Source organism: Pluralibacter gergoviae ATCC 33028 = NBRC 105706, from assembly GCF_001598855.1.
Classification (GTDB): domain Bacteria; phylum Pseudomonadota; class Gammaproteobacteria; order Enterobacterales; family Enterobacteriaceae; genus Pluralibacter; species Pluralibacter gergoviae.
In genome coordinates this window covers 53,698-77,958 of record NZ_BCZS01000022.1, presented here as the reverse complement: position 1 = coordinate 77,958, position 24,261 = coordinate 53,698, and the positions used below count along the sequence as shown (strand labels likewise).

Here is a 24,261-nt window from a genome sequence, read left to right as displayed (position 1 = left end):
GGGCTTTCTCTTTCAACCCGGCGGCTTGTTTGCCGTTGCTCCGTGTCGATGGAGGCGCATTATAGGGATCCCATTTTTTTGCACAACCCTTTTTTGCGATCTTTTTTCCGTTCGCTCTTTTTTCATTCGCTTTGCTTCGATCCTGTTCGATCTGCTGCTTTTTTGAGGTGAGAAAGCCGCTGCTATGGCCGATAATAAGGCTAAATACGCTCACAAAGAGGTCCTCATGCCCAACCATCTTCGCCCCTATAAAGAAACTTTTCCCCGGATTGGCAATAATGTCATGGTCGACGAGAGTAGCGTCGTCATCGGCGATGTCCGTATTGCCGACGATGTCAGCATCTGGCCGCTGGTTGCTATCCGCGGCGATGTTCACTATGTCTCTATCGGCGCACGCAGCAATATTCAGGACGGCAGCGTGCTGCACGTCACCCATCGTTCCGCGACAAACCCGCAGGGCTTTCCGCTGGTTATTGGCGAGGAGGTGACGGTCGGTCATAAGGTGATGCTGCACGGCTGCACAATTGGCAATCGCGTGCTGGTCGGTATGGGATCGATTTTGCTGGATGGTGCAGTAATAGAAGATGATGTGATGATTGGCGCCGGCAGTCTGGTGCCGCCGAACAAGCGCCTGGAGAGCGGCTATTTATATCTGGGCAGCCCGATTAAACAGGTCCGCCCGCTGAAGCCAGAAGAACTGGAAGGTCTGAAGTACTCCGCCAATAACTACGTGAAGTGGAAAAACGACTATCTCAATCAGGAGAGCCAGACCCGCCCCTGATTGTCCTCCTGTTGATCATTGATGAGATCGCTGGCCTCTTCCTCGAGATCCCAGCGATTTTCCGTAAAAGCGCGCAGCGGCGAATCGCCGCCGAACCGCCGCAGCAGCACATCGCCTTTAATGACGCACATCAGCTGCATACCGTTTACCAGCGCCGGAAAGAGAATAGCCTGCTCTTTGGCGTCCCACTCTTCCCAATCCGGGAACTGAATAGCCTGATTCACTGCGCAAGCTCCTGCTTAAGCGCCGCAATCACCGGTTCGATTTGCGGCAGCACGCCGTGCCAGAGCAGAACGGCGTGGGCCGCCTGGCCCACCAGCATCCCCAGGCCGTCCGCAAGATGCGTTGCGCCGTGCTGTGAGCACCAGTTAAGAAACGGCGTCGCGCCCTGCTGATAAAACATGTCGTAACAGTAGAGCCCGGCATGGATCAGCGAGGATGGGATCTGCGGCACCTCGCCCTCAATGCCGCTGGAAGTGGCATTAATGATCAGATCAAACGTCTCGCCGGCCAGCTGGTCTGAGGCAAGCGCCCTGACGCTCCCCGCATGAGCAAAAAGCGCCGCCAGGCCGGTAGCCCGGGCGTGTGTCCGGTTGACGATGGTTACCGCACAATCGAGAGAGAGCAGCGGCAGCAGTACGCCGCGCGTGGCGCCGCCTGCGCCAATCAACAGTACGCGGGAACCGGGCCTGATAAAGTCCAGCCGCTCAAGATCGCACAGCAGGCCGATACCGTCGGTGTTATCTCCCAGCAGGCGGCCATCCTCCAGCCGCTTGAGCGTGTTCACCGCCCCGGCCAGCGCGGCGCGCTCGCTAAGTTCGTCTGCCCGCGCGAACGCCTCTTCTTTAAAGGGAACGGTAATGTTGCATCCCAGCCCGCCGGAACTGAAAAAGTGCTCGACGGCAGGAAGGAAGCCATCCAGCGGCGCAAGTACCCGCCCGTAGGGATGGGCAATCTGCAGCTGCTGCGCAAACTGGGCGTGGATAAAGGGCGATTTGCTGTGCGCTATCGGATTGCCAAAAACGGCGTACTGTTCCATACAATTACCCCTGGCGGAAAAGCTCGCCCGTCAGAGCGTCGCGAATTTCAGAAGGATTCAGCCGCCCGCCGGTTGCCCCGGCGACGACCGGGAAATCAGGGCCAAACTGAGCGAGTACCTCATCGGTCGTGCGGCACGGCGGCTGCCCGGTGAGGTTGGCGCTGGTCGATACCAGCGGCTTACCGTATTGCCGGCAGAGTGCTATAACCAGAGGATGATCCGTCACCCGGACGGCCAGCGAATCAAAGCGCCCCGTGAGCCAGCGCGGCGTGCTGGCGAGCGCGGGAAAAACAAACGTCACCGGGCCCGGCCAGCGGCTGAATACCGCCTCGCGCTGGGCATCGCTCAGAACGCTGTCATCAATATAGGGCTTCAGCTGCTCAAAATCAGCGGCAATCAGGATCAGCCCCTTCTCGACCGGCCGCTGCTTGAGAGCCAGCAGCCGCATAACGGCCGTTTCGCTGTCAGGATCGCAGCCGACGCCGAAGACGGCCTCGGTGGGGTAGGCAATGACGCGCTGATGATGTAAAGCCTCTACGGCTCGGGCGATGGTGTCTGCTGGCAGGTTATTATTCACTGATCTATTCCGCCGGAGACCGGCTTTCCACATTGTTTACTGGCGCAGAACAGCTTTACGCCGCGCGCCGTTTTCTTTTCGATGAGCAGCGGGTAGCCGCACTCGGCGCACTTCCCGGCAACGGGTTTGAGGTTAATGGCAAATTGACAGTCGGGATAGCGATCGCAGGAGTGAAAGGTCTTGCCGTAGCGCGAGCGCCGCTGCACCAGGTGGCCCTGACCGCACTGGGGGCACATGATGCTGGTGTCATCGGGCTTGTCGATAATTTCGGTATGGTCGCAGGCGGGATACTGGCCACAGCCAATAAACATGCCGAATCGCCCCTGGCGAAGCACCAGCTCGCCGCCGCATACCGGGCACGACTGTCCCTCCAGCACCTTAATGATATGTCCATCGGCCTGACTCTTAAGCGGGCGGACATAATCACATTCCGGATAGTGGGAGCATCCCAGAAAAGGCCCGTGCTTACCGGACCGGATAACCAGTTCAGCCCCGCACTGTGGGCAGGGCTCATTTTTGGGCACCGAAAACAGTGCTGATTTGGCCATAACAACTCTTGCTGCGCGTTAAAATCAGTGCAGCATACCTTCATTTGCTTCGAAGAGTAATTCTTCCATTTGCTGGTACGCGTTTTCGCAGCCCGGAATATTGAAGAGCACCATCAGGATGACCCATTTCAGATCTTCCAGATCGAACTCAGCGGTATCCAGCGCCATGACGCGCTCAATCACCATTTCACGGGTTTCGAGGTTCAGCACCTGAATCTGCTCGAGGAACAGTAAAAATCCCCGGCAGCTGGCGTCGAGACGCAGGCATTCGTCAGCGGTATAGATGCGGACGGAGAGCGGATCGGAAGCCAGCTGCATAGGCTCAGCAAGCCCTTCCTGATAATCGGCCAGCTTTTCAAGCCACTGCAGCGCGTTATAGATATCCTCACGATCGAAGCCCGCGTCGGAAAGATCCCGCGTCAGCTTGTCCTGATCGACCCGCATTTCTGCTTCGTTATGGATGTACGTCTCAAACAAGTACATTAGTACGTCGAACATGGCATGCCCTCCTTAATCGGACATAGCCGCCGGGTACAGCTGCGATCCATCCTGCTAACTCCAGTTCAAGCAACTGAGCAACCGTCTCTGGCACAGGTTGGCCGGCACGTTCAGCGACAACGTCAACAGATGTTACCTCATCTCCTACGTTAGCCAGGAGCTCAGGAAATGGCAATGCCGCATCCTCCGTATCCGGTGAATATTTTGTGTTTTCATTAGCCTTTGCCACTGTTTTCAGCTCGTTTTGCAAACTCTCTACAATGTCCTCAATACAGGTGACGGGTATTGCTCCCTGTTGGATCAGCCAGTGCGGCCCCGCCGAACCCGGACTCCCTAACGGCCCGGGCAGCGCAAAGACGTCGCGTCCCTGCTCAAGCGCGCATCTGGCCGTCACCAGCGAACCGCTTTTGATCGCCGCCTCAACCACCAGCACGCCGAGGCTCAAACCGCTAATAATACGGTTACGGCGGGGGAAGTTGCCGGGCCACGGCGTTTCGTACAGCGGGAATTCAGAAACCAGCGCCCCGCCGCCATCGAGGATTTGCGTCGCCAGCGCGTTGTGCCGGCGCGGATAGGTGTGGTTAAGGCCGTTGCCCAGCACGGCAATCGTTTTTCCCTTCACATTTAGCGCGGCACGGTGCGCGACACCGTCAATGCCCAGCGCCAGGCCGCTGGTAATGCACAGCCCCAACCGGGCCAGCCCTTCGCAAAAAAGCGCTCCCCAGCGCTCCCCGTACCAGGAGTGGCTGCGGCTGCCGACGACGGCAATTTGCGGTAACGCGAGTAAATGCGGATTTCCGGCAACGAAAAGGGCTGCGGGATAATCGCTGACCGCCCGTAATGCCGGCGGATAAGACGGACTTTCGGCCAGGAGAAGAGTATGTCCGGGTAAATCAAGCCACTGCAAAGTATTATCCAGCTGCGCTGGCGTCAGCGAAAAATAGTGGCTGATTTGCGTAGCGCTAAAGCCTAACGCCCGGAGAAGTGCGGCATCGACCGCCGACGCCTGACAGAGTCTGCGCCCGATGGCCAGCTGGGCATCACCATATAAGCCATTGACCCTCATCAGACGCAGCCACACTTCCGTTGTCGCCATCCCTTTCTCCCTGCCATAAGCCGTGTTACCAATCCTTGCGATTGGTCACTGATGCTGTCAATCAGAGGGGGATTTGTCTAGAATAGAGGGAATATTCCTTCCAACTCCTGAATTCAACTCTGGATAACTATGGCAGTTTTGCAAGTGTTACATATTCCGGACGAGCGCCTTCGCAAAGTCGCTGCGCCGGTTGAAGAAGTTAATGCCGAGATTCAGCGCATCGTCGATGATATGTTCGATACCATGTACGCTGAAGAGGGCATTGGCCTGGCCGCTACGCAGGTGGATATTCATCAGCGGATTATCGTCATTGATGTTTCCGAAAACCGCGACGAGCGCCTGGTGCTGATCAATCCCGAGCTGCTGGAAAAATCCGGCGAAACCGGCATCGAAGAGGGCTGCCTGTCGATCCCGGAACAGCGTGCGCTGGTCCCTCGCGCGGAAAAAGTAAAAATTCGCGCGCTGGATCGCAACGGCGATGCCTACGAACTGGAGGCCGACGGCCTGCTGGCAATCTGCATCCAGCATGAGATGGACCACCTGGTCGGCAAGCTGTTTATCGATTACCTGTCGCCGCTCAAGCAGCAGCGCATCCGCCAGAAAGTCGAAAAGCTGGACCGCATGAAAGCGCGGGCGTAAGGACAACAAAAGACGTGTCACACTCTCTTCGTATTATTTTCGCCGGTACGCCGGACTTTGCAGCGCGTCATCTTGACGCGCTGCTGTCGTCCGGACATCAGATCGTTGGCGTATTCACCCAGCCGGACCGCCCGGCGGGGCGCGGCAAAAAGCTGATGCCAGGTCCGGTAAAAGCGCTGGCGGAAGAAAAAGGTCTGCCGGTTTTCCAGCCCGTCTCCCTGCGCCCTGAGGAAAACCAGCAGCTCGTTGCCGACCTGCAGGCCGATGTGATGGTGGTGGTCGCCTACGGGCTGATCCTGCCAAAAGCGGTTCTGACTATGCCGCGTCTGGGCTGCATTAATGTCCATGGCTCACTCCTGCCACGCTGGCGCGGGGCGGCGCCTATCCAGCGCGCGCTGTGGGCCGGTGATAGCGAAACTGGCGTGACCATTATGCAGATGGACGTCGGCCTCGACACCGGCGACATGCTGCACAAACTCGCCTGCCCGATTACTGCAGAAGACACCAGCGCCACGCTGTATGACAAGCTGGCGGAACTGGGTCCGCAGGGACTCATCGAGACGCTGAAACAGCTGGCAAGCGGCACCGCGACGCCGGAAGTTCAGGATGAAGCGCGGGTCACGTATGCCGAAAAGCTGAGTAAAGAAGAGGCCCGCGTTGACTGGACGCTGTCCGCCGCACAGCTTGAGCGCTGCATTCGCGCCTTCAACCCCTGGCCGATGAGCTGGTTTGAAATAGAAGGTCAGCCGGTTAAGGTCTGGGCTGCATCGGTGATTGCCGATGCTGCGGACGCCGCGCCGGGCACTATCCTGGACGTCAGCAAGCAGGGGATCCGCGTCGCCACCGGCGACGGTATCCTGAATCTGCTTTCCCTGCAGCCGGCCGGCAAAAAGGCAATGAGCGCGCAGGACCTGTTAAATTCACGCCGGGAATGGTTCATGCCCGGCAGCCGTCTTTACTGACGCATTCATCTTTCAAGCCCGGTACCGCCGGGCCTTTTCATTTTTAACGTTATGAAAAAAAATCCAAATTTACGCAGTCTGGTTGCCCAGAGCGTTGAGCAGGTCGTCGAGCAGGGCCAGTCGCTGAGCAGCGTCCTGCCTGTCATGCAGAAAAAAGTGGCCGAAAAAGACCGCGCCCTTCTTCAGGAACTGAGCTTCGGCGTACTGCGCACGCTGCCGCAGCTTGAGTGGCTGATTAACAAGCTGATGTCGCGGCCGATGACCGGCAAGCAGCGCACCGTTCACTATCTGATTATGGTCGGCTTCTATCAGCTGCTGTACACGCGCATTCCGCCGCACGCCGCGCTGGCGGAAACCGTTGAAGGCGCAGTGGCCATTAAGCGCCCGCAGCTGAAAGGGCTGATCAACGGCGTGCTGCGCCAGTTTCAGCGCCAGCAGGAGGAACTGCTGGCCGAGTTCGCCGGGACGGAAAAACGCTTCCTGCATCCCGAGTGGCTGGTGAAGCGCCTTAAAAAGGCTTATCCGCAGCAGTGGCAGCAAATCCTGGAGGCGAACAATCAGCGCCCGCCCATGTGGCTGCGGGTAAACCGCAATCACCACAGCCGCGACGAGTGGCTTGCGCTGCTGGAGGCCGCCGGCATGACCGGCGCTGTACATCCCGACTATCCGGATGCAGTACGTCTGGACGCCCCCGCCCCGGTGCAGGCGCTTCCCGGCTTTGCAGAAGGCTGGGTAACGGTGCAGGATGCCTCCGCCCAGGGCTGTATGCGTTTCCTTCAGCCGAAAAACGGTGAAGCGATTCTCGACCTCTGCGCCGCGCCCGGCGGTAAGACGACCCATATTCTGGAAGTGGCCCCGGAAGCCGCCGTGCTGGCGGTAGACGTCGATGAGCAGCGCCTCTCCCGCGTGTATGACAACCTCAAGCGCCTCGGCATGAAGGCCGAGGTGAAGCAGGGCGACGGCCGCACCCCGGCGCAGTGGTGCGGTGAGAAGCAGTTTGACCGCATCCTGCTGGATGCCCCCTGCTCCGCCACCGGCGTGATCCGCCGCCATCCCGACATTAAGTGGCTGCGCCGCGACCGCGACATCCCTGAACTGGTACGGCTGCAGGGTGAAATCCTTGATGCTATCTGGCCGCACCTGAAGCCGGGCGGTACGCTGGTGTACGCCACCTGCTCCGTACTGCCGGAAGAGAACAGTCAGCAGATTGCGGCGTTTCTTCAGCGCACGGCAGACGCCAGGCTGGAGCAAACCTGCACGCCGGAAAAACCGGGCCAGCAAAACCTGCCTGACGCAGCCGAAGGCGACGGCTTCTTCTACGCTACATTAATCAAACAGTGACGAACTAACGGATCGCAAGCGATGAAAATAATCATTCTTGGCGCCGGGCAGGTGGGCGGTACCCTGGCAGAAAATCTGGTCGGTGAAAACAACGACATTACCGTCGTGGATACCAATGGCGATCGCCTGCGCAGCCTGCAGGACAAGTTCGACCTGCGCGTCGTTCAGGGCCCCGGCTCTTTTCCCCGTACCCTGCGCGAAGCCGGCGCCGACGATGCCGATATGCTGGTCGCGGTAACCAGCTCCGATGAGACCAACATGGTGGCCTGTCAGGTCGCCTACTCGCTGTTTAATACCCCTAACCGTATCGCCCGTATCCGCTCACCTGACTACGTGCGCGATGCGGAGAAGCTGTTCAGCTCCGATGCGGTGCCGATAGACCACCTGATCGCCCCGGAGCAGCTGGTGATCGACAGTATTTATCGACTGATCGAGTATCCCGGCGCACTGCAGGTGGTTAACTTTGCCGAAGGGCTGGTCAGCCTCGCCGTAGTGAAGGCCTATTACGGTGGCCCGCTGGTCGGTAACGCGCTCTCCACGATGCGGGAGCACATGCCCCATATCGATACCCGCGTGGCGGCTATCTTCCGCCACGATCGCCCTATTCGTCCCCAGGGCTCAACCATCGTTGAGGCCGGAGATGAAGTCTTCTTTATCGCCGCCTCGCAGAATATCCGCGCGGTAATGAGCGAGCTGCAGCGTCTGGAAAAGCCCTACAAACGCATCATGCTGGTCGGCGGCGGTAATATCGGCGCCGGGCTGGCGCGGCGGCTGGAAAAGGACTACAGCGTGAAGCTGATTGAGCGCGATCAGCAACGCGCCGCCGAGCTGGCAGAAAAGCTGCAGGATACTATCGTATTTTACGGCGATGCCTCGGATCAGGAGCTGCTGACCGAAGAGCACATCGATCAGGTGGATCTGTTTATTGCCGTCACCAACGATGATGAAGCGAATATCATGTCCGCGATGCTGGCTAAGCGGATGGGGGCCAAAAAAGTCATGGTGCTTATCCAGCGCAAAGCCTATGTCGATCTGGTGCAGGGCAGCGTTATTGATATTGCCATCTCTCCACAGCAGGCGACCATTTCGGCGCTGCTGAGCCACGTCCGTAAGGCGGATATCGTTGGCGTCTCTTCCCTGCGCCGCGGTGTGGCCGAAGCGATTGAAGCAGTTGCCCACGGCGATGAGAGCACTTCCAGGGTTGTAGGGCGCGTCATTAACGATATTAAGCTGCCCCCGGGGACTATCATTGGTGCAGTAGTCCGCGGTAGCGAAGTAATGATTGCCAACGATAATCTGCGCATCGAGCAGGGCGATCACGTCATTATGTTTCTGACGGATAAAAAGTTTATTACCGACGTTGAACGCCTGTTCCAGCCAAGCCCCTTCTTCCTCTAATAATCAGGCGCCACTACGGCGCCTTTTTTAATTAACCTTTTATTATTTAAGGATTAATTATTATTTTTCCTTTTCGCTATCTAATGGCAATAGTCTCAACATTTGTTAAACTTATAAGCGCCAGTTGGTTCAAGGAGAATAAAATGAGCATTATTAAAGAGTTTCGCGAATTCGCGATGCGTGGAAATGTGGTTGACTTGGCAGTGGGTGTCATTATTGGTGCAGCGTTCGGTAAAATTGTATCGTCACTGGTTGCCGATATTATTATGCCGCCGCTGGGTCTGTTAATTGGTGGGATTGATTTCAAGCAGTTTGCCGTGACGCTACGCGCCGCCCAGGGCGATGTGCCTGCCGTGGTAATGCACTATGGCGTGTTTATTCAGAACGTCTTTGATTTCATCATCGTGGCTTTCGCCATCTTTATGGCGATTAAGCTGATGAACAAACTGAACCGTAAAAAAGAAGAGCCGGCCGCAGCACCGCCTGCGCCAACCAAAGAAGAAGTTCTGCTGACAGAGATCCGCGATCTGCTGAAGGCGCAGAATACCCGCCCTTAATCAGGCGGTAATCGCAAAAAGGCCAGTGGTAAAAAAGTCTCTGACTCTCTTGCCACTGGCCTCCCAGTTACCCCGATGACCGTGTTTTCCCTTCCTTGCGTAGCTCCCTTTACCCTTCTTGCTTTTCTCCACGCGCTGGCGGAACAGCGGATCGTGCAGCAGTGCCTCAATGGCGTTGTCCTTAATTTGCCCCTTCGTATGCTGATAGCGGCTCATAATTTCTCCTGTGATAGCTGATTGTTCGGGCCCGGCACGTATCCCGCACTGTTGTCGCCCTGTTCGAGCGCTTCGAGTATAGAGCAGTAAACGCTGCTGTGGGAAGTGCCGCAGCAGGTGTCGTTTAAGCGCTGCAGTGAGCGACGCATGGTTTCGAGTTCGGCAATGCGCGCTTCCACTTCATTCAGCCGCGCCTGGACGATGCTTTTCGACTCCTGGCAGGTGTGGTGCTCAGGATCGATGCGGATCGACAGCAGCTCGCGGATCGCATCAAGCGTAAAACCCAGCTGCCGGCCATGGCGAATAAAGCGCAGCCGCTGCAGATCGCTGTCGGTATAGAGGCGAAAGCCGCCCTCTGTGCGCAGATCGTGATCCATCATCTGCTGCTTTTCGTAGTAGCGGATGGTGTCCGGCGTCACGCCGGCAAGCTTAGCCAGTTCGCCAATGCGAAACATAGTTACTCCTCGCTAATGCGCTTTAACACCTTTTCGGCATAGTCGCCGTGCAGGAAGTCGGTATTTTGCCCGGCCTGCCTGAGCTTAAGTTCCAGCAGGGTCAGCTGCTTTTGCAGCACGACAAATCGCGGGTCGTCCTCGCGGACGCTCTTAAGTAGATCAGACAACTCAACGGCCTCTTTGCGCTGCTCAAGCTCCGGTGGCAGGCAGCCGGCATTTTTCAGCAGCCGGTAGCCGGTGCGAAGCTCCGGGGGGACGTGCGAGTCATCATCAAGCTGCAGCGGTTTACCGCTGCCGGGCAGGGCATCAAATTCACCGCTGCGCTGAGCATTGAGTATGTGCCGTTCGGCCCACTGATCGATTAGCCACATAACTACCTCTGCTGATGAAAAAGAGTACAGCTATTTTAAAGAAGTGAGGACGCGGAGGGTATAAAAAAACCCGCCGGAGCGGGTTTTTTTAATTAACCACAGATTACTCTGCAGTAGCTTCTGCTTTCGATTCTGAACGATCAACCAGCTCGATGTATGCCATCGGCGCGTTGTCGCCTGCACGGAAGCCACACTTCATGATGCGAGTGTAACCACCGGCACGGCTCGCGAAACGCGGGCCCAGCTCGTTAAACAGTTTTGCCACGATCTCGTTATCACGAGTACGGGCGAATGCCAGACGACGATTAGCAACGCTATCAGTCTTGGCAAGAGTAATCAGCGGCTCAACTACGCGACGCAGCTCTTTCGCTTTAGGCAGGGTCGTCTTGATGATCTCATGACGAACCAGTGAACCTGCCATGTTGCGGAACATAGCCTGGCGATGGCTGCTGTTGCGGTTCAGTTGACGACCACTCTTACGATGGCGCATGACCTTATCCTTCTCAGTAAAACCTTAACCTGTGATCCGGTTACTCGTCAGCGATGCTTGCCGGCGGCCAGTTTTCCAGGCGCATGCCCAGAGACAGACCACGGGAGGCCAGCACGTCTTTAATCTCAGTAAGAGATTTTTTACCCAGGTTTGGCGTTTTCAGCAGCTCAACCTCGGTACGCTGTACCAGATCACCGATATAGTGGATAGCTTCTGCCTTGAGGCAGTTAGCAGAGCGGACAGTCAATTCCAGATCGTCAACAGGGCGCAGCAGGATCGGATCGAATTCTGGTTTCTCTTCTTTCACTTCCGGCTGACGTACATCACGTAAGTCAACGAAAGCTTCCAGTTGTTCTGCCAGGATGGTTGCCGCACGACGAATCGCCTCTTCAGGATCGATTGTGCCGTTGGTTTCCATTTCGATGACCAGCTTGTCCAGGTCGGTACGCTGTTCTACACGCGCAGCTTCAACATTGTAGGCAATACGCTCTACAGGGCTGTAGCAGGCGTCGACCAGCAGACGGCCGATTGGGCGCTCATCTTCTTCCGAATGAATTCGGGCAGATGCCGGCACATAACCGCGACCGCGCTGAACTTTGATACGCATGCTGATAGCTGCGTTCTCATCGGTCAGGTGGCAGATCACGTGCTGCGGCTTGACGATTTCGACATCACCGTCGTGGGTGATGTCGGCTGCGGTCACAGGGCCAATGCCAGATTTATTCAGAGTAAGAATAACTTCATCTTTGCCCTGAACTCTCACCGCCAGCCCTTTCAGGTTGAGCAGGATTTCAAGGATATCTTCCTGAACGCCTTCTTTGGTGCTGTACTCGTGCAGTACACCATCAATCTCAACCTCGGTCACCGCGCAACCCGGCATCGATGAGAGCAGAATACGGCGCAGTGCGTTACCCAGAGTATGGCCGAAGCCACGCTCTAAAGGCTCAAGGGTCACCTTGGCGTGCGTCGAACTCACTTGCTCGATATCGACCAGGCGCGGTTTTAGAAACTCTGTCACAGAACCCTGCATTGTGTCCTCTCTTTGGTACTAAGCTTTACTTGGAGTAAAGCTCGACGATCAGGTGTTCGTTAATGTCCGCAGACAGATCGGAACGTTCAGGCTGACGCTTGTACGTACCTTCCATCTTGCCAGCATCAACTTCCAGCCAGGTTGGCTTTTCACGCTGCTCAGCCAGCTCAAGAGCGGCTTTCACGCGAGATTGCTTTTTCGCTTTCTCACGAACGCTGACGACGTCATTCGCTTTAACCTGATAAGAAGCGATGTTAACAACACGACCGTTTACCATAATTGCTTTGTGGCTTACCAGCTGACGTGATTCAGCACGGGTAGCACCAAAGCCCATACGGTATACAACGTTGTCCAGACGACCTTCCAGCAGAGCCAACAGGTTTTCACCGGTGTTGCCTTTCAGACGTGCTGCTTCTTTGTAGTAGTTACGGAACTGACGCTCCAGCACACCGTAGATACGGCGAACTTTTTGCTTTTCACGCAACTGCACACCATAGTCAGACAGACGCGGTTTACGCGCACCGTGCTGGCCAGGAGCTTGTTCAATTTTACACTTGGTATCGATCGCGCGAACGCCAGACTTAAGGAATAAGTCGGTGCCCTCACGACGGCTCAGCTTGAGCTTAGGACCCAAATATCTTGCCATTTTCTTTCTCCAACTAACCTGAGAAGCGCAGCGTTATACGCGACGTTTCTTCGGCGGACGACAACCGTTATGAGGGATCGGAGTCACATCAGTAATATTAGTGATGCGGAAACCAGCGGCGTTCAGAGCGCGAATGGTAGATTCGCGACCCGGACCCGGTCCTTTGACCATAACTTCCAGATTCTTGATGCCGTAATCTTTAACGGCTTCTGCGCAACGCTCTGCTGCAACCTGAGCTGCGAACGGAGTGGATTTGCGAGAACCACGGAAACCGGAACCACCGGCTGTTGCCCAACCCAGTGCGTTACCCTGACGATCAGAGATGGTAACGATGGTGTTGTTGAAAGAAGCATGGATATGAGCCACGCCGTCAGAGACTTGCTTTCTTACACGCTTACGTGCACGAACTGGTGCCTTTGCCATTTATTCAATCACCCCGATTATTTCTTGATCGGTTTGCGCGGACCCTTACGGGTACGAGCGTTGGTCTTGGTACGCTGACCGCGAACCGGGAGACCACGACGATGACGCAAACCGCGATAGCAACCAAGATCCATCAGGCGCTTGATGCTCATGCTAATTTCACGGCGCAGATCACCTTCAACGACAAATTTGGCAACTTCGTCACGCAGTGTGTCGATTTGTCCTTCAGACAGCTCACTGATCTTAACATCTTCAGCGATACCCGCTGCAGCCAGAATGGCTTTAGAACGGGTCTTGCCGATGCCGTAGATCGAAGTTAATGCGATCACAGCATGTTTCTGATCAGGAATGTTAATGCCTGCTATACGGGCCACTATGCACTCCTACTATTTAATATGTACGCACCATGCTGAAAAGCCCGTTTTCAGGATACTCAAATGGAAACGTACAGACATACAAAAAAGATTGGCTGGCTAATCTAGCCAGCTCAACCCAACTTTGCAAGAAAAATATGCGAATTAAATCAGCCTTGGCGCTGTTTATGCTTCGGCTCGGCACTGCAAATCACGCGGATGACGCCATCACGCTTAACGATTTTGCAGTTACGGCATAATTTCTTGACGGAAGCACGAACTTTCATTTTTACTCTCCGTAACTTCTCGGGCGCCCTGTTAGCGGCCGTAGCCTTTCAGGTTCGCCTTCTTCAATGCAGACTCGTACTGACTTGACATCATCAGAGTTTGCACTTGAGCCATAAAGTCCATAATCACGACGACAACGATAAGAAGTGAGGTACCACCGAAGTAGAACGGCACTTTCATTGCATCACGCATGAACTCCGGGATCAGGCAGATAAAGGTAATATAAAGCGCACCAACCAGAGTCAGGCGGGTCATTACCTTATCGATATACTTCGCCGTTTGCTCTCCCGGACGAATTCCTGGTACAAATGCACCGGACTTCTTCAGGTTATCTGCTGTTTCACGCGGGTTGAAGACCAACGCCGTGTAGAAGAAACAGAAGAAGATGATCGCAGACGCATAGAGTAACACATAAAGCGGTTGCCCAGGCTGCAAATACAGCGAAATTGTTGTCAGCCAGTTCCAACCGGTACCGCCCCCGAACCATGACGCGATGGTCGCCGGGAACAGAATAATACTGGAAGCAAAGATAGCCGGGATAACCCCCGCCATATTCACTTTCAGCGGTAAATGTGTGCTCTGTGCAGCATAGACACGACGACCTTGTTGACGCTTGGCGTAGTTTACCACAATGCGGCGTTGACCACGCTCAACGAAGACAACAAAGAAAGTCACTGCAAATACTAATACTGCAACCAACAGCAACAGGAGGAAGTGCAGGTCGCCTTGACGCGCTTGCTCGATAGTATGGGCGATGGCCGGCGGGAGACCCGCAACGATACCGGCGAAGATAATGATTGAGATACCGTTACCGATACCACGCTCAGTAATCTGTTCGCCGAGCCACATCAGGAACATGGTTCCTGTGACCAGACTGACAACAGCGGTGAAGTAGAATGCAAAGCCCGGATTAATCACCAGGCCCTGCATACCGGGCATATTCGGCAGACCGGTAGCAATACCGATCGACTGAAATATCGCCAGCACCAGAGTGCCGTAGCGGGTGTACTGGCTAATCTTACGACGACCAGATTCCCCTTCCTTCTTAATCTCTGCCAGTTTCGGGTGAACCACCGTCAACAGCTGGATAATAATCGATGCCGAAATGTACGGCATGATACCCAGAGCAAAGATAGAAGCACGGCTGAGAGCACCACCAGAGAACATGTTGAACATTTCAATGATGGTGCCTCGCTGTTGCTCAAGCAGTTTGGCAAGTACAGCGGCATCAATACCAGGGATCGGAATAAAAGAGCCAATTCGGAAAACGATCAGCGCGCCGATAACAAACAGCAGTCTGCGTTTCAGCTCGCCAAATCCACCTTTGGCACTTTGAAAATCTAATCCCGGTTGTTTAGCCATCTGCTACTTATTCCTCAATTTTACCGCCAGCAGCTTCGATAGCAGCACGAGCGCCTTTCGTCACGCGCAGGCCACGAACAGTTACCGGAGTAGAAACTTCACCAGCCAGGATCACTTTCGCGAACTCGATCTGGATACCGATAATGTTGGCAGCTTTCAGCGTGTTCAGGTCTACAACATCGCCTTCTACTTTAGCCAGGTCAGACAGACGAACTTCGGCTGTAATCGCTGCTTTACGAGAAGTGAAGCCGAATTTCGGCAGACGACGGTACAGAGGCATCTGACCACCCTCGAAACCACGACGTACGCCACCGCCAGAACGAGACTTCTGACCTTTGTGACCACGACCGCCGGTTTTACCGAGGCCAGAACCGATACCACGACCCAGACGCTTAGAGGCGCTCTTGGAGCCTTCGGCCGGAGACAGAGTATTTAAACGCATCTCTTACTCCTCAACTTTAACCATGAAGGAAACCGCGTTGACCATACCGCGAACAGCAGGAGTATCCTCGCGCTCTACGGTGTGACCAATACGACGCAGACCCAGGCCAAGCAGCGTTGCCTTGTGTTTCGGCAGACGACCGATTGCACTGCGGGTTTGAGTAATCTTAATAGTCTTTGCCATGGTTAATTACCCCAGAATTTCTTCAACGGATTTACCACGCTTGGCAGCGACCATTTCTGGAGAATTCATGTTTTCCAGGCCATCAATAGTTGCACGAACCACGTTGATCGGGTTGGTGGAACCATATGCTTTAGCCAGAACGTTATGAACCCCAGCGACTTCCAGGACGGCGCGCATTGCACCACCGGCGATGATACCGGTACCTTCAGAAGCCGGCTGCATGAATACACGAGAACCCGTGTGAACACCTTTAACCGGGTGCTGCAGGGTGCCGTTATTCAGCGCGACGTTAATCATGTTGCGACGGGCTTTTTCCATCGCTTTCTGGATCGCTGCCGGAACTTCGCGAGCTTTACCGTAACCAAAACCAACGCGACCGTTGCCATCGCCTACTACAGTCAGAGCTGTGAAGGAGAAAATACGACCACCTTTAACGGTTTTAGATACGCGGTTTACCGCGATCAGCTTTTCCTGCAGTTCGCCAGCTTGTTTTTCGATGTGAGCCATCTTACACCTCTACCTTAGAACTGAAGGCCAGCTTCACGGGCAGCATCTGCCAGTGCCTGGACACGACCATGATATTGGAACCCGGAACGGTCAAAGGACACATCTTTGATGCCTTTTTCCAGAGCGCGTTCAGCGACAGCTTTACCCACAGCTGCAGCAGCGTCTTTGTTACCGGTGTACTTCAGTTGTTCAGAGATAGCTTTTTCTACAGTAGAAGCAGCTACCAGAACTTCAGAACCGTTCGGTGCAATTACCTGTGCGTAAATGTGACGCGGGGTACGATGTACCACCAGGCGAGTTGCACCCAGCTCTTTGAGCTTGCGGCGTGCGCGGGTCGCACGACGGATACGAGCAGATTTCTTATCCATAGTGTTACCTTACTTCTTCTTAGCCTCTTTGGTACGCACGACTTCGTCGGCGTAACGAACACCTTTGCCTTTGTAAGGCTCAGGACGACGGTAGGCGCGCAGATCTGCTGCAACCTGGCCGATCACCTGCTTATCAGCGCCTTTCAGCACGATTTCAGTCTGAGTCGGACATTCTGCAGTGATACCGGCCGGCAGCTGATGTTCAACAGGGTGAGAGAAACCCAGAGACAGGTTTACAACACTACCTTTGACCGCTGCACGATAACCTACACCAACCAGCTGAAGCTTTTTAGTGAAGCCTTCGGTAACACCGATAACCATTGAGTTCAGCAGGGCACGCGCGGTACCAGCCTGAGCCCAAGCGTCTGCGTAACCATCACGCGGACCGAAGGTCAGTGCATTATCTGCATGTTTAACTTCAACAGCATCGTTGAGAGTACGAGTCAGCTCGCCGTTTTTACCTTTGATCGTAATAACCTGACCGTTGATTTTTACGTCAACGCCGGCAGGAACAACGACCGGTGCTTTAGCAACACGAGACATTTTTTCCTCCGATTAGGCTACGTAGCAGATAATTTCGCCACCAAGACCAGCCTGGCGCGCTGCACGATCAGTCATAACACCTTTAGAGGTAGAAACAACTGCGATACCCAGACCCGCCATAACTTTCGGCAGCTCATCTTTTTTCTTATAGATGCGCAGACCTGGGCGGCTGACACGCTGAATGCTTTCTACAACAGCTTTGCCCTGGAAGTACTTGAGGGTTACTTCCAGTTCAGGCTTGGTGTCGCCTTCAACTTTAAATTCTTCAATAAAACCTTCTTCCTTCAGCACGTTGGCAATTGCCACTTTCAGCTTGGAGGAAGGCATGGTGACCGCAGCTTTGTTCGCGGCCTGACCGTTACGGATACGGGTCAGCATATCCGCGATCGGATCTTGCATGCTCATCTGTCTTTACTCCCGTGATTCAATTGGTGACAATTACCAGCTAGCCTTTTTAAGACCCGGGATTTCACCGCGCATAGCGGCTTCACGGACCTTAATACGGCTCAACCCGAACTTCCGCAGGAAAGCGTGCGGACGACCAGTTTGACGGCAGCGGTTACGCTGACGAGACGGGCTGGAATCACGCGGCAGAGTCTGCAGCTTAAGAACAGCGTTCCAACGATCTTCGTCGGAAGCGTTCACATCAGAAATGATCGCTTTCAGTTCAGCGCGTTTCGCGAAGTATTTTTCAGCTAAAGCTACGCGTTTAACTTCGCGAGCTTTCATTGATTGCTTAGCCATTAAGTAACCCTACCTTACTTGCGGAACGGGAAGTCAAAGGCAGCCAGCAGAGCACGGCCTTCTTCGTCAGAATTCGCAGTGGTGGTAATGGTAATATCCAAACCACGAACGCGGTCGACTTTATCGTAGTCGATTTCTGGGAAGATGATCTGCTCACGGACACCCATGCTGTAGTTACCACGACCGTCGAAAGACTTTGCGGACAGGCCGCGGAAGTCACGGATACGCGGTACAGCAATAGTGATCAGGCGCTCAAAGAACTCCCACATGCGTTCGCCACGCAGAGTTACTTTACAGCCGATCGGATAGCCCTGACGGATTTTGAAGCCTGCAACAGATTTGCGTGCTTTGGTGATCAGCGGTTTTTGACCGGAGATTGCTGTCAGGTCAGCTGCTGCGTTATCCAGCAGTTTCTTGTCAGCGATCGCTTCACCAACACCCATGTTCAGGGTGATCTTCTCGACCCGAGGGACTTGCATGACAGAATTGTAGTTAAACTCAGTCATGAGTTTCTTAACTACTTCGTCTTTGTAGTAATCATGCAGTTTCGCCATCGTACTACTCCAAATTACTTGATAGTTTCGCTGTTAGACTTGAAGAAACGGACTTTTTTGCCGTCTTCGAATCTAAAGCCTACACGGTCAGCCTTGCCGGTTGCCGCATTGAAGATTGCAACGTTAGAAACCTGAATAGCAGCTTCTTTTTCAACGATGCCGCCTGGTTGGTTCAGGGCCGGAACCGGCTTCTGATGTTTCTTAACCAGGTTGATACCTTCAACAATGACCTTGCCGGAAGACAGGACATTCTTAACTTTACCGCGCTTACCTTTATCTTTACCGGTTAACACGATAACTTCGTCATCACGACGGATTTTCGCTGCCATGATTCGCTCCTTAGAGTACTTCTGGTGCCAGAGAGATAATTTTCATGAACTTCTCGTTACGAAGTTCACGAGTTACCGGCCCAAAAATACGCGTACCGATGGGCTGCTCACTGTTATTGTTGAGAATAACGCATGCATTACCATCGAAGCGAATGACAGAACCGTCCGGGCGACGAACACCCTTCTTGGTGCGCACCACTACCGCCTTCAGCACATCACCTTTCTTGACCTTACCACGCGGAATTGCTTCCTTGATGGTGATCTTGATGATGTCGCCTACGCCTGCGTAGCGACGGTGCGAGCCACCCAGAACCTTGATACACATTACGCGACGTGCACCGGAGTTGTCGGCGACGTTCAGCATAGTCTGTTCTTGGATCATTTTAGTGCTCCGCTAATGTCAACTACTACTGAGACCCAAAAAATCAGGGTCGTTAAAAAGCCCCATATCGAGGGCGCAGCATTATAACACCGGTTCCGGGATATGGGTAGAAAAAATAAACGGCTCATCGCTGAGCCGTTTATCTGTATCGAGGAGGCGTACTCTATTACAGAATCGCTTTCTCTACAACGCGAACCAGAGTCCAGGACTTAGTCTTGGACAGCGGACGGCATTCACGGATTTCAACCTTGTCGCCGATTCCACATTCGTTGTTCTCGTCATGTACGTGCAGTTTGGTCGTACGCTTGATGAATTTACCGTAGATCGGGTGCTTCACGAAACGTTCGATAGCAACAACAATGGATTTCTCCATTTTGTCGCTAACAACACGACCTTGCAGAGTACGGATTTTATCGGTCATTACGCACCCGCCTTCTGAGTCAGTAAAGTCTTAACGCGTGCAACATCACGACGAACCTGCTTCAGCAGGTGAGTCTGTTGCAGCTGGCCACTTGCAGCCTGCATACGCAGGTTGAACTGCTCACGCAGCAGGTTCAGCAGCTCAGCGTTCAGCTCTTCTACGCTTTTTTCACGCAGCTCATTTGCTTTCATTACATCACCGTCTTAGTTACAAAGGTGGTTTTGATAGGCAGTTTCGCTGCTGCCAGGCCGAAGGCTTCACGGGCCAGCTCTTCCGGTACACCGTCCATTTCATACAGGACTTTACCCGGCTGAATCAAGGCAACCCAGTACTCCACGTTACCTTTACCTTTACCCATACGAACTTCCAGCGGCTTCTCGGTGATCGGTTTGTCCGGGAATACACGGATCCAGATCTTACCTTGACGCTTAACTGCACGGGTCATAGCACGACGTGCTGCTTCGATCTGACGGGCAGTCAGACGACCACGGCCAACAGCTTTCAGACCGAAAGTGCCGAAGCTAACATCCGTACCCTGCGCCAGACCACGGTTGCGGCCTTTGTGCACTTTACGGAATTTTGTACGCTTTGGTTGTAACATCAGCGACGCTCCTTATTTACGGCCTTTACGCTGCTGCTTTTTAGGTTGCGCAGCCGGTTTTTCCGGTTGTTCAACAGCAGCCATACCACCCAGGATCTCACCTTTGAAGATCCATACCTTAACGCCGATTACACCGTAAGTGGTGTGCGCTTCAGAGGTGTTGTAGTCAATGTCAGCACGCAGAGTGTGCAGCGGTACGCGACCTTCGCGGTACCATTCGGTACGTGCGATTTCCGCGCCGCCCAGACGGCCGCTAACTTCAACTTTGATACCTTTAGCGCCCAGACGCATTGCGTTCTGTACAGCACGCTTCATCGCACGACGGAACATCACGCGACGCTCCAGCTGAGAAGTGATGCTGTCAGCAACCAGTTTTGCGTCCAGTTCAGGCTTACGAACTTCAGCGATATTGATCTGAGCAGGTACGCCAGCGATGTCCGCTACGACCTTGCGCAGTTTTTCTACGTCTTCGCCTTTCTTACCGATAACGATACCCGGGCGAGCGGTGTGAATGGTCACACGGATGCTCTTAGCCGGACGCTCGATAACGATACGAGATACGGACGCTTTCGCCAGTTCCTTCGTCAGGTACTGACGTACTTTAAAATCGCTGTCCAGGTTGTCAGCGAATTCTTTGGTGTTCGCAAACCAGGTAGAGTTCCATGGTTTTACAATACCCAGGCGAATACCATTAGGATGTACTTTCTGACCCATTGCTAGTCTCCAGAGTCTCAGCGATCGGACACAACCACAGTGATGTGGCTGGTGCGCTTCAGGATGCGATCTGCACGACCTTTCGCACGCGGCATAATGCGCTTCATGCTCGGGCCTTCGTCTACGAAAATTTTCGCAACTTTCAGATCGTCAATGTCAGCGCCATCGTTGTGTTCAGCGTTAGCAATGGCAGATTCCAGAACTTTCTTGACCAGTACAGCCGCTTTCTTATTGGTGTAGGTCAGAATATCCAGGGCCTGCGACACTTTCTTACCGCGAATCAGGTCTGCTACGAGGCGAACCTTCTGAGCAGAAGAACGAGCATGGCGATGTTGAGCTAAAGTTTCCATCTCTTCCTCCTACCTTATTTCTTCTTCGCTTTTTTATCAGCAGCGTGGCCGCGATAAGTACGAGTCGGTGCGAATTCACCCAGTTTGTGACCGACCATTTCGTCGGAAACAAATACCGGAACGTGCTGACGACCATTATGGACAGCGATGGTCAAACCGATCATGTTAGGAAAGATCGTTGAACGACGGGACCAAGTGCGCAGGGGCTTCTTGTCTCCGCTTTCCACCGCTTTCTCTACCTTCTTCAGCAAGTGCAGGTCAATAAAAGGACCTTTCTTGAGAGAACGTGGCATGGCTTATCCTCTAAAATTATTTGCTACGGCGACGTACGATGAATTTATCAGTACGCTTGTTGCTGCGGGTCTTCTTACCTTTGGTCTGCAGGCCCCACGGGGATACCGGGTGCTTACCAAAGTTACGACCTTCACCACCACCATGTGGGTGGTCGACCGGGTTCATCGCAGTACCGCGAACGGTAGGACGAACACCACGCCAGCGTGCAGCACCTGCTTTACCCAGAACGCGCAGCATATGCTCAGCATTGCCAACTTCGCCCAGGGTAGCGCGGCAGTCTGCTTCGACTTTACGCATTTCACCAGAACGCAGACGCAGGGTGACATAAGCACCATCGCGCGCAACGATCTGAACGTAAGTACCAGCGGAACGTGCCAGCTGACCGCCTTTACCTGGTTTCATTTCTACGTTATGAACGGTAGAACCAACCGGGATATTGCGCATCGGCAGGGTGTTACCTGCTTTGATTGCAGCATCAACGCCAGACTGAATCTGGTCGCCAGCTTTCAGGCCTTTCGGGGCCAGGATGTAACGGCGCTCGCCGTCTTTGTACAGAACCAGCGCGATGTTCGCGGAACGGTTCGGATCGTACTCAAGACGTTCAACAACTGCCGGGATACCATCTTTGTTGCGCTTAAAGTCAACAATACGGTAAGCCTGCTTGTGGCCACCACCGATGTGACGAGTGGTGATACGGCCATTGTTGTTACGACCACCGGATTTGCTGTTTTTTTCCAGCAGCGGAGCAAAAGGTTTGCCCTTGTGCAGCTCAGGGTTAACCACTTTAACTACGTGGCGACGACCCGGAGATGTCGGTTTACATTTAACAACTGCCATTGTATTACTCCTCCGACTTACTCAGCGCCGCCAACGAAGTCCAGATTCTGGCCTTCTTCAAGGGTGACGTAAGCTTTTTTCCAGTCGCTACGACGACCGATACGCTGTCCGTGACGCTTCACCTTGCCTTTAACAACCAGGGTACGTACGGTATCAACTTTGACTTCAAACAGTTTCTGCACAGCAGCTTTGATTTCTGCTTTAGTCGCGTCTTTAGCAACTTTGAGAACGATGGTGTTAGTTTTTTCCATCGCAGTAGACGCTTTTTCAGAAACGTGCGGTGCGCGAAGCACCTTCAGCAGACGTTCTTCACGAATCATGCCAGCATCTCCTCAACTTGCTTAACAGCATCAGCAGTCATTACGACTTTGTCGAAGGCGATCAGGCTAACCGGGTCGATACCAGTTGCATCGCGTACGTCAACCTTGTGCAGGTTGCGCGCAGCCAGGAACAGGTTCTCGTCCAGCTCACCGGTGATGATCAGCACATCTTCCAGAGCCATGTCTTTCAGTTTCTGTGCCAGCAGCTTGGTTTTCGGCGCTTCAACAGAGAACTTCTCGACAACGATCAGACGATCCTGACGTACCAGTTCGGACAGGATGCTTTTCAGCGCGCCGCGGTACATCTTTTTGTTAACTTTTTGACTGTGGTCCTGCGGACGAGCAGCGAAGGTTACGCCACCGGAACGCCAGATCGGGCTCTTGATAGAACCAGAACGCGCACGGCCGGTACCTTTCTGGCGCCACGGTTTTTTACCGGAACCAGTTACTTCAGCACGGGTCTTCTGAGCACGAGTACCCTGACGAGCACCTGCTGCATAAGCAACAACAACCTGGTGTACCAGCGCTTCGTTGAAATCACGACCGAAGGTAGTTTCGGAAACAGTCAGCGCGCTCTGCGCGTCTTTCAATACTAATTCCATTGCTATCCCCTTACGCCTTCACAGCTGGTTTAACGATCAGGTCGCTACCGGTTGCACCCGGGACCGCACCTTTAACCAGCAGCAGGTTGCGCTCAGCGTCAACACGTACTACGTCCAGGCTCTGAACGGTTACGCGTTCGTTACCCAGCTGACCTGCCATTTTCTTGCCTTTGAACACTTTGCCCGGAGTCTGGTTCTGACCGATAGAACCCGGAACGCGGTGAGACAAGGAGTTACCGTGAGTCGCGTCCTGGGTACGGAAGTTCCAGCGCTTAACGGTACCTGCGAAACCTTTACCTTTGGAGGTGCCAGTTACGTCAACTTTTTTAACTTCAGCAAACAGCTCAACGCTAATGTTCTGACCTACGGTGAACTCTTCGCCTTCTGCCAGGCGGAATTCCCACAGACCACGGCCAGCTTCTACGCCAGCTTTAGCGAAGTGACCCGCTTCCGGTTTGGTTACACGGTTAGCTTTTTTAGCACCGGTGGTAACCTGGATTGCGCGGTAGCCATCGTTAGCCAGATCTTTAACCTGAGTAACGCGGTTTGCTTCAACTTCGATTACGGTTACTGGGATTGAAACGCCTTCTTCAGTGAAGATGCGAGTCATGCCCACTTTTTTACCGACTAAACCAATCATTGTTTCAACCTCTCAATCGCTCGATGACCTGATTAACCCAGGCTGATCTGCACGTCTACACCGGCAGCCAGATCCAGACGCATCAGAGCATCAACGGTTTTTTCAGTTGGCTCAACGATGTCAACCAGACGCTTGTGAGTGCGGATTTCGTACTGGTCGCGCGCGTCTTTGTTAACGTGCGGAGAGATCAGAACGGTAAAGCGCTCTTTGCGGGTCGGCAGCGGGATCGGACCACGGACCTGCGCACCAGTGCGCTTGGCAGTCTCGACGATTTCCGCGGTTGATTGATCGATCAGGCGATGATCAAACGCTTTAAGACGGATACGGATTCTTTGGTTCTGCATGAGACCAGAGCTCCAA

Annotated in this window: 43 protein-coding genes and 1 pseudogene; 6 read left to right on the top strand and 38 right to left on the bottom strand. The window is 54.1% G+C overall.

Annotated elements, in window-relative coordinates; all coding sequences use genetic code 11:
- A pseudogene (locus ENGE1_RS28570) lies at window positions 1–214 on the bottom strand (hypothetical protein); the annotation flags it as partial.
- Between the two features lie 12 nt (window positions 215–226).
- Here ENGE1_RS28570 and ENGE1_RS19365 point away from each other — a divergent pair.
- Window positions 227–781, top strand: a complete 555-nt coding sequence (locus ENGE1_RS19365; protein WP_048255263.1) for a gamma carbonic anhydrase family protein — start codon at window positions 227–229, stop codon at window positions 779–781.
- Here ENGE1_RS19365 and ENGE1_RS19360 read toward each other — a convergent pair.
- The 6 genes from ENGE1_RS19360 to dprA are packed head-to-tail and all read right to left on the bottom strand — an operon-like array spanning window position 757 to window position 4,539.
- Window positions 757–1,005 carry a DUF1488 family protein gene (locus ENGE1_RS19360; RefSeq protein WP_048255238.1) on the bottom strand — a complete coding sequence of 83 codons (249 nt, stop codon included), beginning with the start codon at window positions 1,003–1,005 and terminating at the stop codon, window positions 757–759. The two genes, ENGE1_RS19365 and ENGE1_RS19360, sit on opposite strands and share 25 nt — an antisense overlap.
- Window positions 1,002–1,820, bottom strand: coding sequence for a shikimate dehydrogenase (gene aroE / locus ENGE1_RS19355; protein ID WP_048255239.1), 819 nt, complete (start codon window positions 1,818–1,820; stop codon window positions 1,002–1,004). The genes ENGE1_RS19360 and aroE overlap by 4 nt, the downstream gene beginning before the upstream one ends.
- 4 nt (window positions 1,821–1,824) lie before the next feature.
- Window positions 1,825–2,397: an L-threonylcarbamoyladenylate synthase type 1 TsaC gene (gene tsaC / locus ENGE1_RS19350; RefSeq protein ID WP_048255242.1), complete on the bottom strand. Its 573-nt coding sequence runs from the start codon at window positions 2,395–2,397 to the stop codon at window positions 1,825–1,827.
- Window positions 2,394–2,945, bottom strand: a complete 552-nt coding sequence (locus ENGE1_RS19345) for a DNA topoisomerase family protein (RefSeq protein WP_048255244.1) — start codon at window positions 2,943–2,945, stop codon at window positions 2,394–2,396. The genes tsaC and ENGE1_RS19345 overlap by 4 nt, the downstream gene beginning before the upstream one ends.
- Window positions 2,946–2,969: 24 nt before the next feature.
- Complete coding sequence (gene smg / locus ENGE1_RS19340) at window positions 2,970–3,443, bottom strand: DUF494 family protein Smg (RefSeq protein WP_043081114.1); 474 nt, start codon at window positions 3,441–3,443, stop codon at window positions 2,970–2,972.
- On the bottom strand, window positions 3,415–4,539 hold the full coding sequence (gene dprA, locus ENGE1_RS19335) for a DNA-protecting protein DprA (protein WP_048255247.1): 1,125 nt from the start codon (window positions 4,537–4,539) through the stop codon (window positions 3,415–3,417). Before dprA ends, smg begins: the two co-directional genes overlap by 29 nt.
- A gap of 129 nt (window positions 4,540–4,668) precedes the next feature.
- Between dprA and def the strand changes: the two genes are divergently transcribed.
- From def to mscL, 5 genes are all read left to right on the top strand, one after another.
- Window positions 4,669–5,178 carry a peptide deformylase gene (gene def / locus ENGE1_RS19330; RefSeq protein WP_043081116.1) on the top strand — a complete coding sequence of 170 codons (510 nt, stop codon included), beginning with the start codon at window positions 4,669–4,671 and terminating at the stop codon, window positions 5,176–5,178.
- A gap of 14 nt (window positions 5,179–5,192) precedes the next feature.
- Window positions 5,193–6,140 carry a methionyl-tRNA formyltransferase gene (gene fmt / locus ENGE1_RS19325; RefSeq protein ID WP_043081117.1) on the top strand — a complete coding sequence of 316 codons (948 nt, stop codon included), beginning with the start codon at window positions 5,193–5,195 and terminating at the stop codon, window positions 6,138–6,140.
- Between the two features lie 51 nt (window positions 6,141–6,191).
- Complete coding sequence (gene rsmB / locus ENGE1_RS19320; protein ID WP_048255249.1) at window positions 6,192–7,481, top strand: 16S rRNA (cytosine(967)-C(5))-methyltransferase RsmB; 1,290 nt, start codon at window positions 6,192–6,194, stop codon at window positions 7,479–7,481.
- Between the two features lie 21 nt (window positions 7,482–7,502).
- On the top strand, window positions 7,503–8,879 hold the full coding sequence (trkA, locus tag ENGE1_RS19315; protein WP_043081119.1) for a Trk system potassium transporter TrkA: 1,377 nt from the start codon (window positions 7,503–7,505) through the stop codon (window positions 8,877–8,879).
- A 143-nt stretch (window positions 8,880–9,022) separates the two neighbouring features.
- Entirely contained in the window at window positions 9,023–9,436 is a 414-nt protein-coding gene (gene mscL / locus ENGE1_RS19310; protein ID WP_043081120.1) for a large-conductance mechanosensitive channel protein MscL, read from the top strand.
- On the opposite strand, the gene ENGE1_RS19305 is transcribed toward mscL, so the two are convergent.
- The 31 genes from ENGE1_RS19305 to rpsJ form a co-directional block, all read right to left on the bottom strand.
- The gene (locus tag ENGE1_RS19305) at window positions 9,437–9,652 is read right to left on the bottom strand and encodes an alternative ribosome-rescue factor A (protein WP_048255252.1); all 216 of its coding nucleotides are present in this window, start codon (window positions 9,650–9,652) and stop codon (window positions 9,437–9,439) included.
- Window positions 9,649–10,107 (bottom strand): Zn(2+)-responsive transcriptional regulator, encoded by a 459-nt coding sequence (gene zntR, locus ENGE1_RS19300; protein ID WP_043081122.1) that lies wholly within the window; start codon window positions 10,105–10,107, stop codon window positions 9,649–9,651. The genes ENGE1_RS19305 and zntR overlap by 4 nt, the downstream gene beginning before the upstream one ends.
- Window positions 10,108–10,109: 2 nt before the next feature.
- A complete protein-coding gene (locus ENGE1_RS19295; RefSeq protein ID WP_043081123.1) occupies window positions 10,110–10,478 on the bottom strand; it encodes a DnaJ family domain-containing protein in 369 nt (122 codons plus the stop codon).
- Between the two features lie 103 nt (window positions 10,479–10,581).
- Window positions 10,582–10,968 carry a 50S ribosomal protein L17 gene (rplQ, locus tag ENGE1_RS19290; RefSeq protein ID WP_043081124.1) on the bottom strand — a complete coding sequence of 129 codons (387 nt, stop codon included), beginning with the start codon at window positions 10,966–10,968 and terminating at the stop codon, window positions 10,582–10,584.
- 40 nt (window positions 10,969–11,008) lie between these two features.
- On the bottom strand, window positions 11,009–11,998 hold the full coding sequence (locus tag ENGE1_RS19285) for a DNA-directed RNA polymerase subunit alpha (protein WP_002919219.1): 990 nt from the start codon (window positions 11,996–11,998) through the stop codon (window positions 11,009–11,011).
- A gap of 25 nt (window positions 11,999–12,023) precedes the next feature.
- Entirely contained in the window at window positions 12,024–12,644 is a 621-nt protein-coding gene (gene rpsD / locus ENGE1_RS19280) for a 30S ribosomal protein S4 (protein WP_043081125.1), read from the bottom strand.
- A gap of 33 nt (window positions 12,645–12,677) precedes the next feature.
- Entirely contained in the window at window positions 12,678–13,067 is a 390-nt protein-coding gene (gene rpsK, locus ENGE1_RS19275; RefSeq protein ID WP_043081126.1) for a 30S ribosomal protein S11, read from the bottom strand.
- 17 nt (window positions 13,068–13,084) lie between these two features.
- Window positions 13,085–13,441 (bottom strand): 30S ribosomal protein S13, encoded by a 357-nt coding sequence (gene rpsM / locus ENGE1_RS19270; RefSeq protein ID WP_013099021.1) that lies wholly within the window; start codon window positions 13,439–13,441, stop codon window positions 13,085–13,087.
- A gap of 149 nt (window positions 13,442–13,590) precedes the next feature.
- Window positions 13,591–13,707 carry a 50S ribosomal protein L36 gene (rpmJ, locus tag ENGE1_RS27190; RefSeq protein WP_000868187.1) on the bottom strand — a complete coding sequence of 39 codons (117 nt, stop codon included), beginning with the start codon at window positions 13,705–13,707 and terminating at the stop codon, window positions 13,591–13,593.
- A 31-nt stretch (window positions 13,708–13,738) separates the two neighbouring features.
- Complete coding sequence (secY, locus tag ENGE1_RS19265) at window positions 13,739–15,070, bottom strand: preprotein translocase subunit SecY (RefSeq protein WP_043081127.1); 1,332 nt, start codon at window positions 15,068–15,070, stop codon at window positions 13,739–13,741.
- Window positions 15,071–15,077: 7 nt separating this feature from the next.
- On the bottom strand, window positions 15,078–15,512 hold the full coding sequence (gene rplO / locus ENGE1_RS19260; protein WP_043081128.1) for a 50S ribosomal protein L15: 435 nt from the start codon (window positions 15,510–15,512) through the stop codon (window positions 15,078–15,080).
- 3 nt (window positions 15,513–15,515) lie between these two features.
- Window positions 15,516–15,695 (bottom strand): 50S ribosomal protein L30, encoded by a 180-nt coding sequence (gene rpmD, locus ENGE1_RS19255; protein ID WP_001140434.1) that lies wholly within the window; start codon window positions 15,693–15,695, stop codon window positions 15,516–15,518.
- 6 nt (window positions 15,696–15,701) lie between these two features.
- The gene (gene rpsE / locus ENGE1_RS19250) at window positions 15,702–16,202 is read right to left on the bottom strand and encodes a 30S ribosomal protein S5 (protein ID WP_003863299.1); all 501 of its coding nucleotides are present in this window, start codon (window positions 16,200–16,202) and stop codon (window positions 15,702–15,704) included.
- A gap of 14 nt (window positions 16,203–16,216) precedes the next feature.
- Window positions 16,217–16,570 carry a 50S ribosomal protein L18 gene (gene rplR, locus ENGE1_RS19245; protein WP_039076817.1) on the bottom strand — a complete coding sequence of 118 codons (354 nt, stop codon included), beginning with the start codon at window positions 16,568–16,570 and terminating at the stop codon, window positions 16,217–16,219.
- A 9-nt stretch (window positions 16,571–16,579) separates the two neighbouring features.
- Complete coding sequence (gene rplF, locus ENGE1_RS19240; protein ID WP_043081129.1) at window positions 16,580–17,113, bottom strand: 50S ribosomal protein L6; 534 nt, start codon at window positions 17,111–17,113, stop codon at window positions 16,580–16,582.
- A 12-nt stretch (window positions 17,114–17,125) separates the two neighbouring features.
- A complete protein-coding gene (gene rpsH / locus ENGE1_RS19235; RefSeq protein WP_042396027.1) occupies window positions 17,126–17,518 on the bottom strand; it encodes a 30S ribosomal protein S8 in 393 nt (130 codons plus the stop codon).
- A gap of 33 nt (window positions 17,519–17,551) precedes the next feature.
- Window positions 17,552–17,857 (bottom strand): 30S ribosomal protein S14, encoded by a 306-nt coding sequence (gene rpsN / locus ENGE1_RS19230; protein WP_004388614.1) that lies wholly within the window; start codon window positions 17,855–17,857, stop codon window positions 17,552–17,554.
- A 14-nt stretch (window positions 17,858–17,871) separates the two neighbouring features.
- Window positions 17,872–18,411, bottom strand: a complete 540-nt coding sequence (gene rplE / locus ENGE1_RS19225) for a 50S ribosomal protein L5 (protein ID WP_043081130.1) — start codon at window positions 18,409–18,411, stop codon at window positions 17,872–17,874.
- A gap of 14 nt (window positions 18,412–18,425) precedes the next feature.
- Window positions 18,426–18,740, bottom strand: coding sequence for a 50S ribosomal protein L24 (rplX, locus tag ENGE1_RS19220; RefSeq protein WP_000729185.1), 315 nt, complete (start codon window positions 18,738–18,740; stop codon window positions 18,426–18,428).
- A 10-nt stretch (window positions 18,741–18,750) separates the two neighbouring features.
- The gene (gene rplN / locus ENGE1_RS19215; protein WP_000613954.1) at window positions 18,751–19,122 is read right to left on the bottom strand and encodes a 50S ribosomal protein L14; all 372 of its coding nucleotides are present in this window, start codon (window positions 19,120–19,122) and stop codon (window positions 18,751–18,753) included.
- Between the two features lie 166 nt (window positions 19,123–19,288).
- On the bottom strand, window positions 19,289–19,543 hold the full coding sequence (gene rpsQ / locus ENGE1_RS19210) for a 30S ribosomal protein S17 (RefSeq protein WP_043081132.1): 255 nt from the start codon (window positions 19,541–19,543) through the stop codon (window positions 19,289–19,291).
- Window positions 19,543–19,734 (bottom strand): 50S ribosomal protein L29, encoded by a 192-nt coding sequence (rpmC, locus tag ENGE1_RS19205; protein ID WP_032614707.1) that lies wholly within the window; start codon window positions 19,732–19,734, stop codon window positions 19,543–19,545. Before rpmC ends, rpsQ begins: the two co-directional genes overlap by 1 nt.
- Window positions 19,734–20,144, bottom strand: a complete 411-nt coding sequence (rplP, locus tag ENGE1_RS19200; protein WP_002919759.1) for a 50S ribosomal protein L16 — start codon at window positions 20,142–20,144, stop codon at window positions 19,734–19,736. Before rplP ends, rpmC begins: the two co-directional genes overlap by 1 nt.
- A 12-nt stretch (window positions 20,145–20,156) precedes the next feature.
- Window positions 20,157–20,858: a 30S ribosomal protein S3 gene (gene rpsC / locus ENGE1_RS19195; protein WP_000529945.1), complete on the bottom strand. Its 702-nt coding sequence runs from the start codon at window positions 20,856–20,858 to the stop codon at window positions 20,157–20,159.
- Between the two features lie 17 nt (window positions 20,859–20,875).
- Window positions 20,876–21,208: a 50S ribosomal protein L22 gene (gene rplV, locus ENGE1_RS19190; protein WP_002919773.1), complete on the bottom strand. Its 333-nt coding sequence runs from the start codon at window positions 21,206–21,208 to the stop codon at window positions 20,876–20,878.
- Between the two features lie 14 nt (window positions 21,209–21,222).
- Complete coding sequence (gene rpsS / locus ENGE1_RS19185; protein WP_001138115.1) at window positions 21,223–21,501, bottom strand: 30S ribosomal protein S19; 279 nt, start codon at window positions 21,499–21,501, stop codon at window positions 21,223–21,225.
- A gap of 16 nt (window positions 21,502–21,517) precedes the next feature.
- Window positions 21,518–22,339, bottom strand: a complete 822-nt coding sequence (rplB, locus tag ENGE1_RS19180) for a 50S ribosomal protein L2 (protein WP_002919786.1) — start codon at window positions 22,337–22,339, stop codon at window positions 21,518–21,520.
- Window positions 22,340–22,356: 17 nt separating this feature from the next.
- Complete coding sequence (rplW, locus tag ENGE1_RS19175; protein ID WP_038158532.1) at window positions 22,357–22,659, bottom strand: 50S ribosomal protein L23; 303 nt, start codon at window positions 22,657–22,659, stop codon at window positions 22,357–22,359.
- Entirely contained in the window at window positions 22,656–23,261 is a 606-nt protein-coding gene (rplD, locus tag ENGE1_RS19170; protein ID WP_000424395.1) for a 50S ribosomal protein L4, read from the bottom strand. Before rplD ends, rplW begins: the two co-directional genes overlap by 4 nt.
- Window positions 23,262–23,271: 10 nt before the next feature.
- A complete protein-coding gene (gene rplC / locus ENGE1_RS19165; RefSeq protein ID WP_043081137.1) occupies window positions 23,272–23,901 on the bottom strand; it encodes a 50S ribosomal protein L3 in 630 nt (209 codons plus the stop codon).
- A 32-nt stretch (window positions 23,902–23,933) separates the two neighbouring features.
- Complete coding sequence (rpsJ, locus tag ENGE1_RS19160; RefSeq protein WP_001181005.1) at window positions 23,934–24,245, bottom strand: 30S ribosomal protein S10; 312 nt, start codon at window positions 24,243–24,245, stop codon at window positions 23,934–23,936.
- Window positions 24,246–24,261 lie beyond the last annotated feature (16 nt).

Coding starts and splice junctions, on each gene's coding strand:
- aroE (WP_048255239.1), bottom strand. CDS start 1,820: ATGGAACAGTACGCCGTTTTTGGCAATCCGATAGCGCACAGCAAATCG.
- rplB (WP_002919786.1), bottom strand. CDS start 22,339: ATGGCAGTTGTTAAATGTAAACCGACATCTCCGGGTCGTCGCCACGTA.
- rplQ (WP_043081124.1), bottom strand. CDS start 10,968: ATGCGCCATCGTAAGAGTGGTCGTCAACTGAACCGCAACAGCAGCCAT.
- rplE (WP_043081130.1), bottom strand. CDS start 18,411: ATGGCGAAACTGCATGATTACTACAAAGACGAAGTAGTTAAGAAACTC.
- rplO (WP_043081128.1), bottom strand. CDS start 15,512: ATGCGTTTAAATACTCTGTCTCCGGCCGAAGGCTCCAAGAGCGCCTCT.
- rplP (WP_002919759.1), bottom strand. CDS start 20,144: ATGTTACAACCAAAGCGTACAAAATTCCGTAAAGTGCACAAAGGCCGC.
- rpsD (WP_043081125.1), bottom strand. CDS start 12,644: ATGGCAAGATATTTGGGTCCTAAGCTCAAGCTGAGCCGTCGTGAGGGC.
- def (WP_043081116.1), top strand. CDS start 4,669: ATGGCAGTTTTGCAAGTGTTACATATTCCGGACGAGCGCCTTCGCAAA.
- rplN (WP_000613954.1), bottom strand. CDS start 19,122: ATGATCCAAGAACAGACTATGCTGAACGTCGCCGACAACTCCGGTGCA.
- rpsQ (WP_043081132.1), bottom strand. CDS start 19,543: ATGACCGATAAAATCCGTACTCTGCAAGGTCGTGTTGTTAGCGACAAA.
- ENGE1_RS19295 (WP_043081123.1), bottom strand. CDS start 10,478: ATGTGGCTAATCGATCAGTGGGCCGAACGGCACATACTCAATGCTCAG.
- rpmC (WP_032614707.1), bottom strand. CDS start 19,734: ATGAAAGCAAATGAGCTGCGTGAAAAAAGCGTAGAAGAGCTGAACGCT.
- rpsC (WP_000529945.1), bottom strand. CDS start 20,858: ATGGGTCAGAAAGTACATCCTAATGGTATTCGCCTGGGTATTGTAAAA.
- smg (WP_043081114.1), bottom strand. CDS start 3,443: ATGTTCGACGTACTAATGTACTTGTTTGAGACGTACATCCATAACGAA.
- dprA (WP_048255247.1), bottom strand. CDS start 4,539: ATGGCGACAACGGAAGTGTGGCTGCGTCTGATGAGGGTCAATGGCTTA.
- rpsH (WP_042396027.1), bottom strand. CDS start 17,518: ATGAGCATGCAAGATCCGATCGCGGATATGCTGACCCGTATCCGTAAC.
- rplF (WP_043081129.1), bottom strand. CDS start 17,113: ATGTCTCGTGTTGCTAAAGCACCGGTCGTTGTTCCTGCCGGCGTTGAC.
- zntR (WP_043081122.1), bottom strand. CDS start 10,107: ATGTTTCGCATTGGCGAACTGGCTAAGCTTGCCGGCGTGACGCCGGAC.
- rplD (WP_000424395.1), bottom strand. CDS start 23,261: ATGGAATTAGTATTGAAAGACGCGCAGAGCGCGCTGACTGTTTCCGAA.
- rpsS (WP_001138115.1), bottom strand. CDS start 21,501: ATGCCACGTTCTCTCAAGAAAGGTCCTTTTATTGACCTGCACTTGCTG.
- rpmJ (WP_000868187.1), bottom strand. CDS start 13,707: ATGAAAGTTCGTGCTTCCGTCAAGAAATTATGCCGTAACTGCAAAATC.
- secY (WP_043081127.1), bottom strand. CDS start 15,070: ATGGCTAAACAACCGGGATTAGATTTTCAAAGTGCCAAAGGTGGATTT.
- rplX (WP_000729185.1), bottom strand. CDS start 18,740: ATGGCAGCGAAAATCCGTCGTGATGACGAAGTTATCGTGTTAACCGGT.
- rpsN (WP_004388614.1), bottom strand. CDS start 17,857: ATGGCTAAGCAATCAATGAAAGCTCGCGAAGTTAAACGCGTAGCTTTA.
- rsmB (WP_048255249.1), top strand. CDS start 6,192: ATGAAAAAAAATCCAAATTTACGCAGTCTGGTTGCCCAGAGCGTTGAG.
- rpmD (WP_001140434.1), bottom strand. CDS start 15,695: ATGGCAAAGACTATTAAGATTACTCAAACCCGCAGTGCAATCGGTCGT.
- ENGE1_RS19305 (WP_048255252.1), bottom strand. CDS start 9,652: ATGAGCCGCTATCAGCATACGAAGGGGCAAATTAAGGACAACGCCATT.
- rplW (WP_038158532.1), bottom strand. CDS start 22,659: ATGATTCGTGAAGAACGTCTGCTGAAGGTGCTTCGCGCACCGCACGTT.
- ENGE1_RS19345 (WP_048255244.1), bottom strand. CDS start 2,945: ATGGCCAAATCAGCACTGTTTTCGGTGCCCAAAAATGAGCCCTGCCCA.
- rplC (WP_043081137.1), bottom strand. CDS start 23,901: ATGATTGGTTTAGTCGGTAAAAAAGTGGGCATGACTCGCATCTTCACT.
- ENGE1_RS19285 (WP_002919219.1), bottom strand. CDS start 11,998: ATGCAGGGTTCTGTGACAGAGTTTCTAAAACCGCGCCTGGTCGATATC.
- rpsJ (WP_001181005.1), bottom strand. CDS start 24,245: ATGCAGAACCAAAGAATCCGTATCCGTCTTAAAGCGTTTGATCATCGC.
- rpsK (WP_043081126.1), bottom strand. CDS start 13,067: ATGGCAAAGGCACCAGTTCGTGCACGTAAGCGTGTAAGAAAGCAAGTC.
- trkA (WP_043081119.1), top strand. CDS start 7,503: ATGAAAATAATCATTCTTGGCGCCGGGCAGGTGGGCGGTACCCTGGCA.
- ENGE1_RS19365 (WP_048255263.1), top strand. CDS start 227: ATGCCCAACCATCTTCGCCCCTATAAAGAAACTTTTCCCCGGATTGGC.
- mscL (WP_043081120.1), top strand. CDS start 9,023: ATGAGCATTATTAAAGAGTTTCGCGAATTCGCGATGCGTGGAAATGTG.
- rplV (WP_002919773.1), bottom strand. CDS start 21,208: ATGGAAACTTTAGCTCAACATCGCCATGCTCGTTCTTCTGCTCAGAAG.
- rpsE (WP_003863299.1), bottom strand. CDS start 16,202: ATGGCTCACATCGAAAAACAAGCTGGCGAACTGCAGGAAAAGCTGATC.
- rplR (WP_039076817.1), bottom strand. CDS start 16,570: ATGGATAAGAAATCTGCTCGTATCCGTCGTGCGACCCGCGCACGCCGC.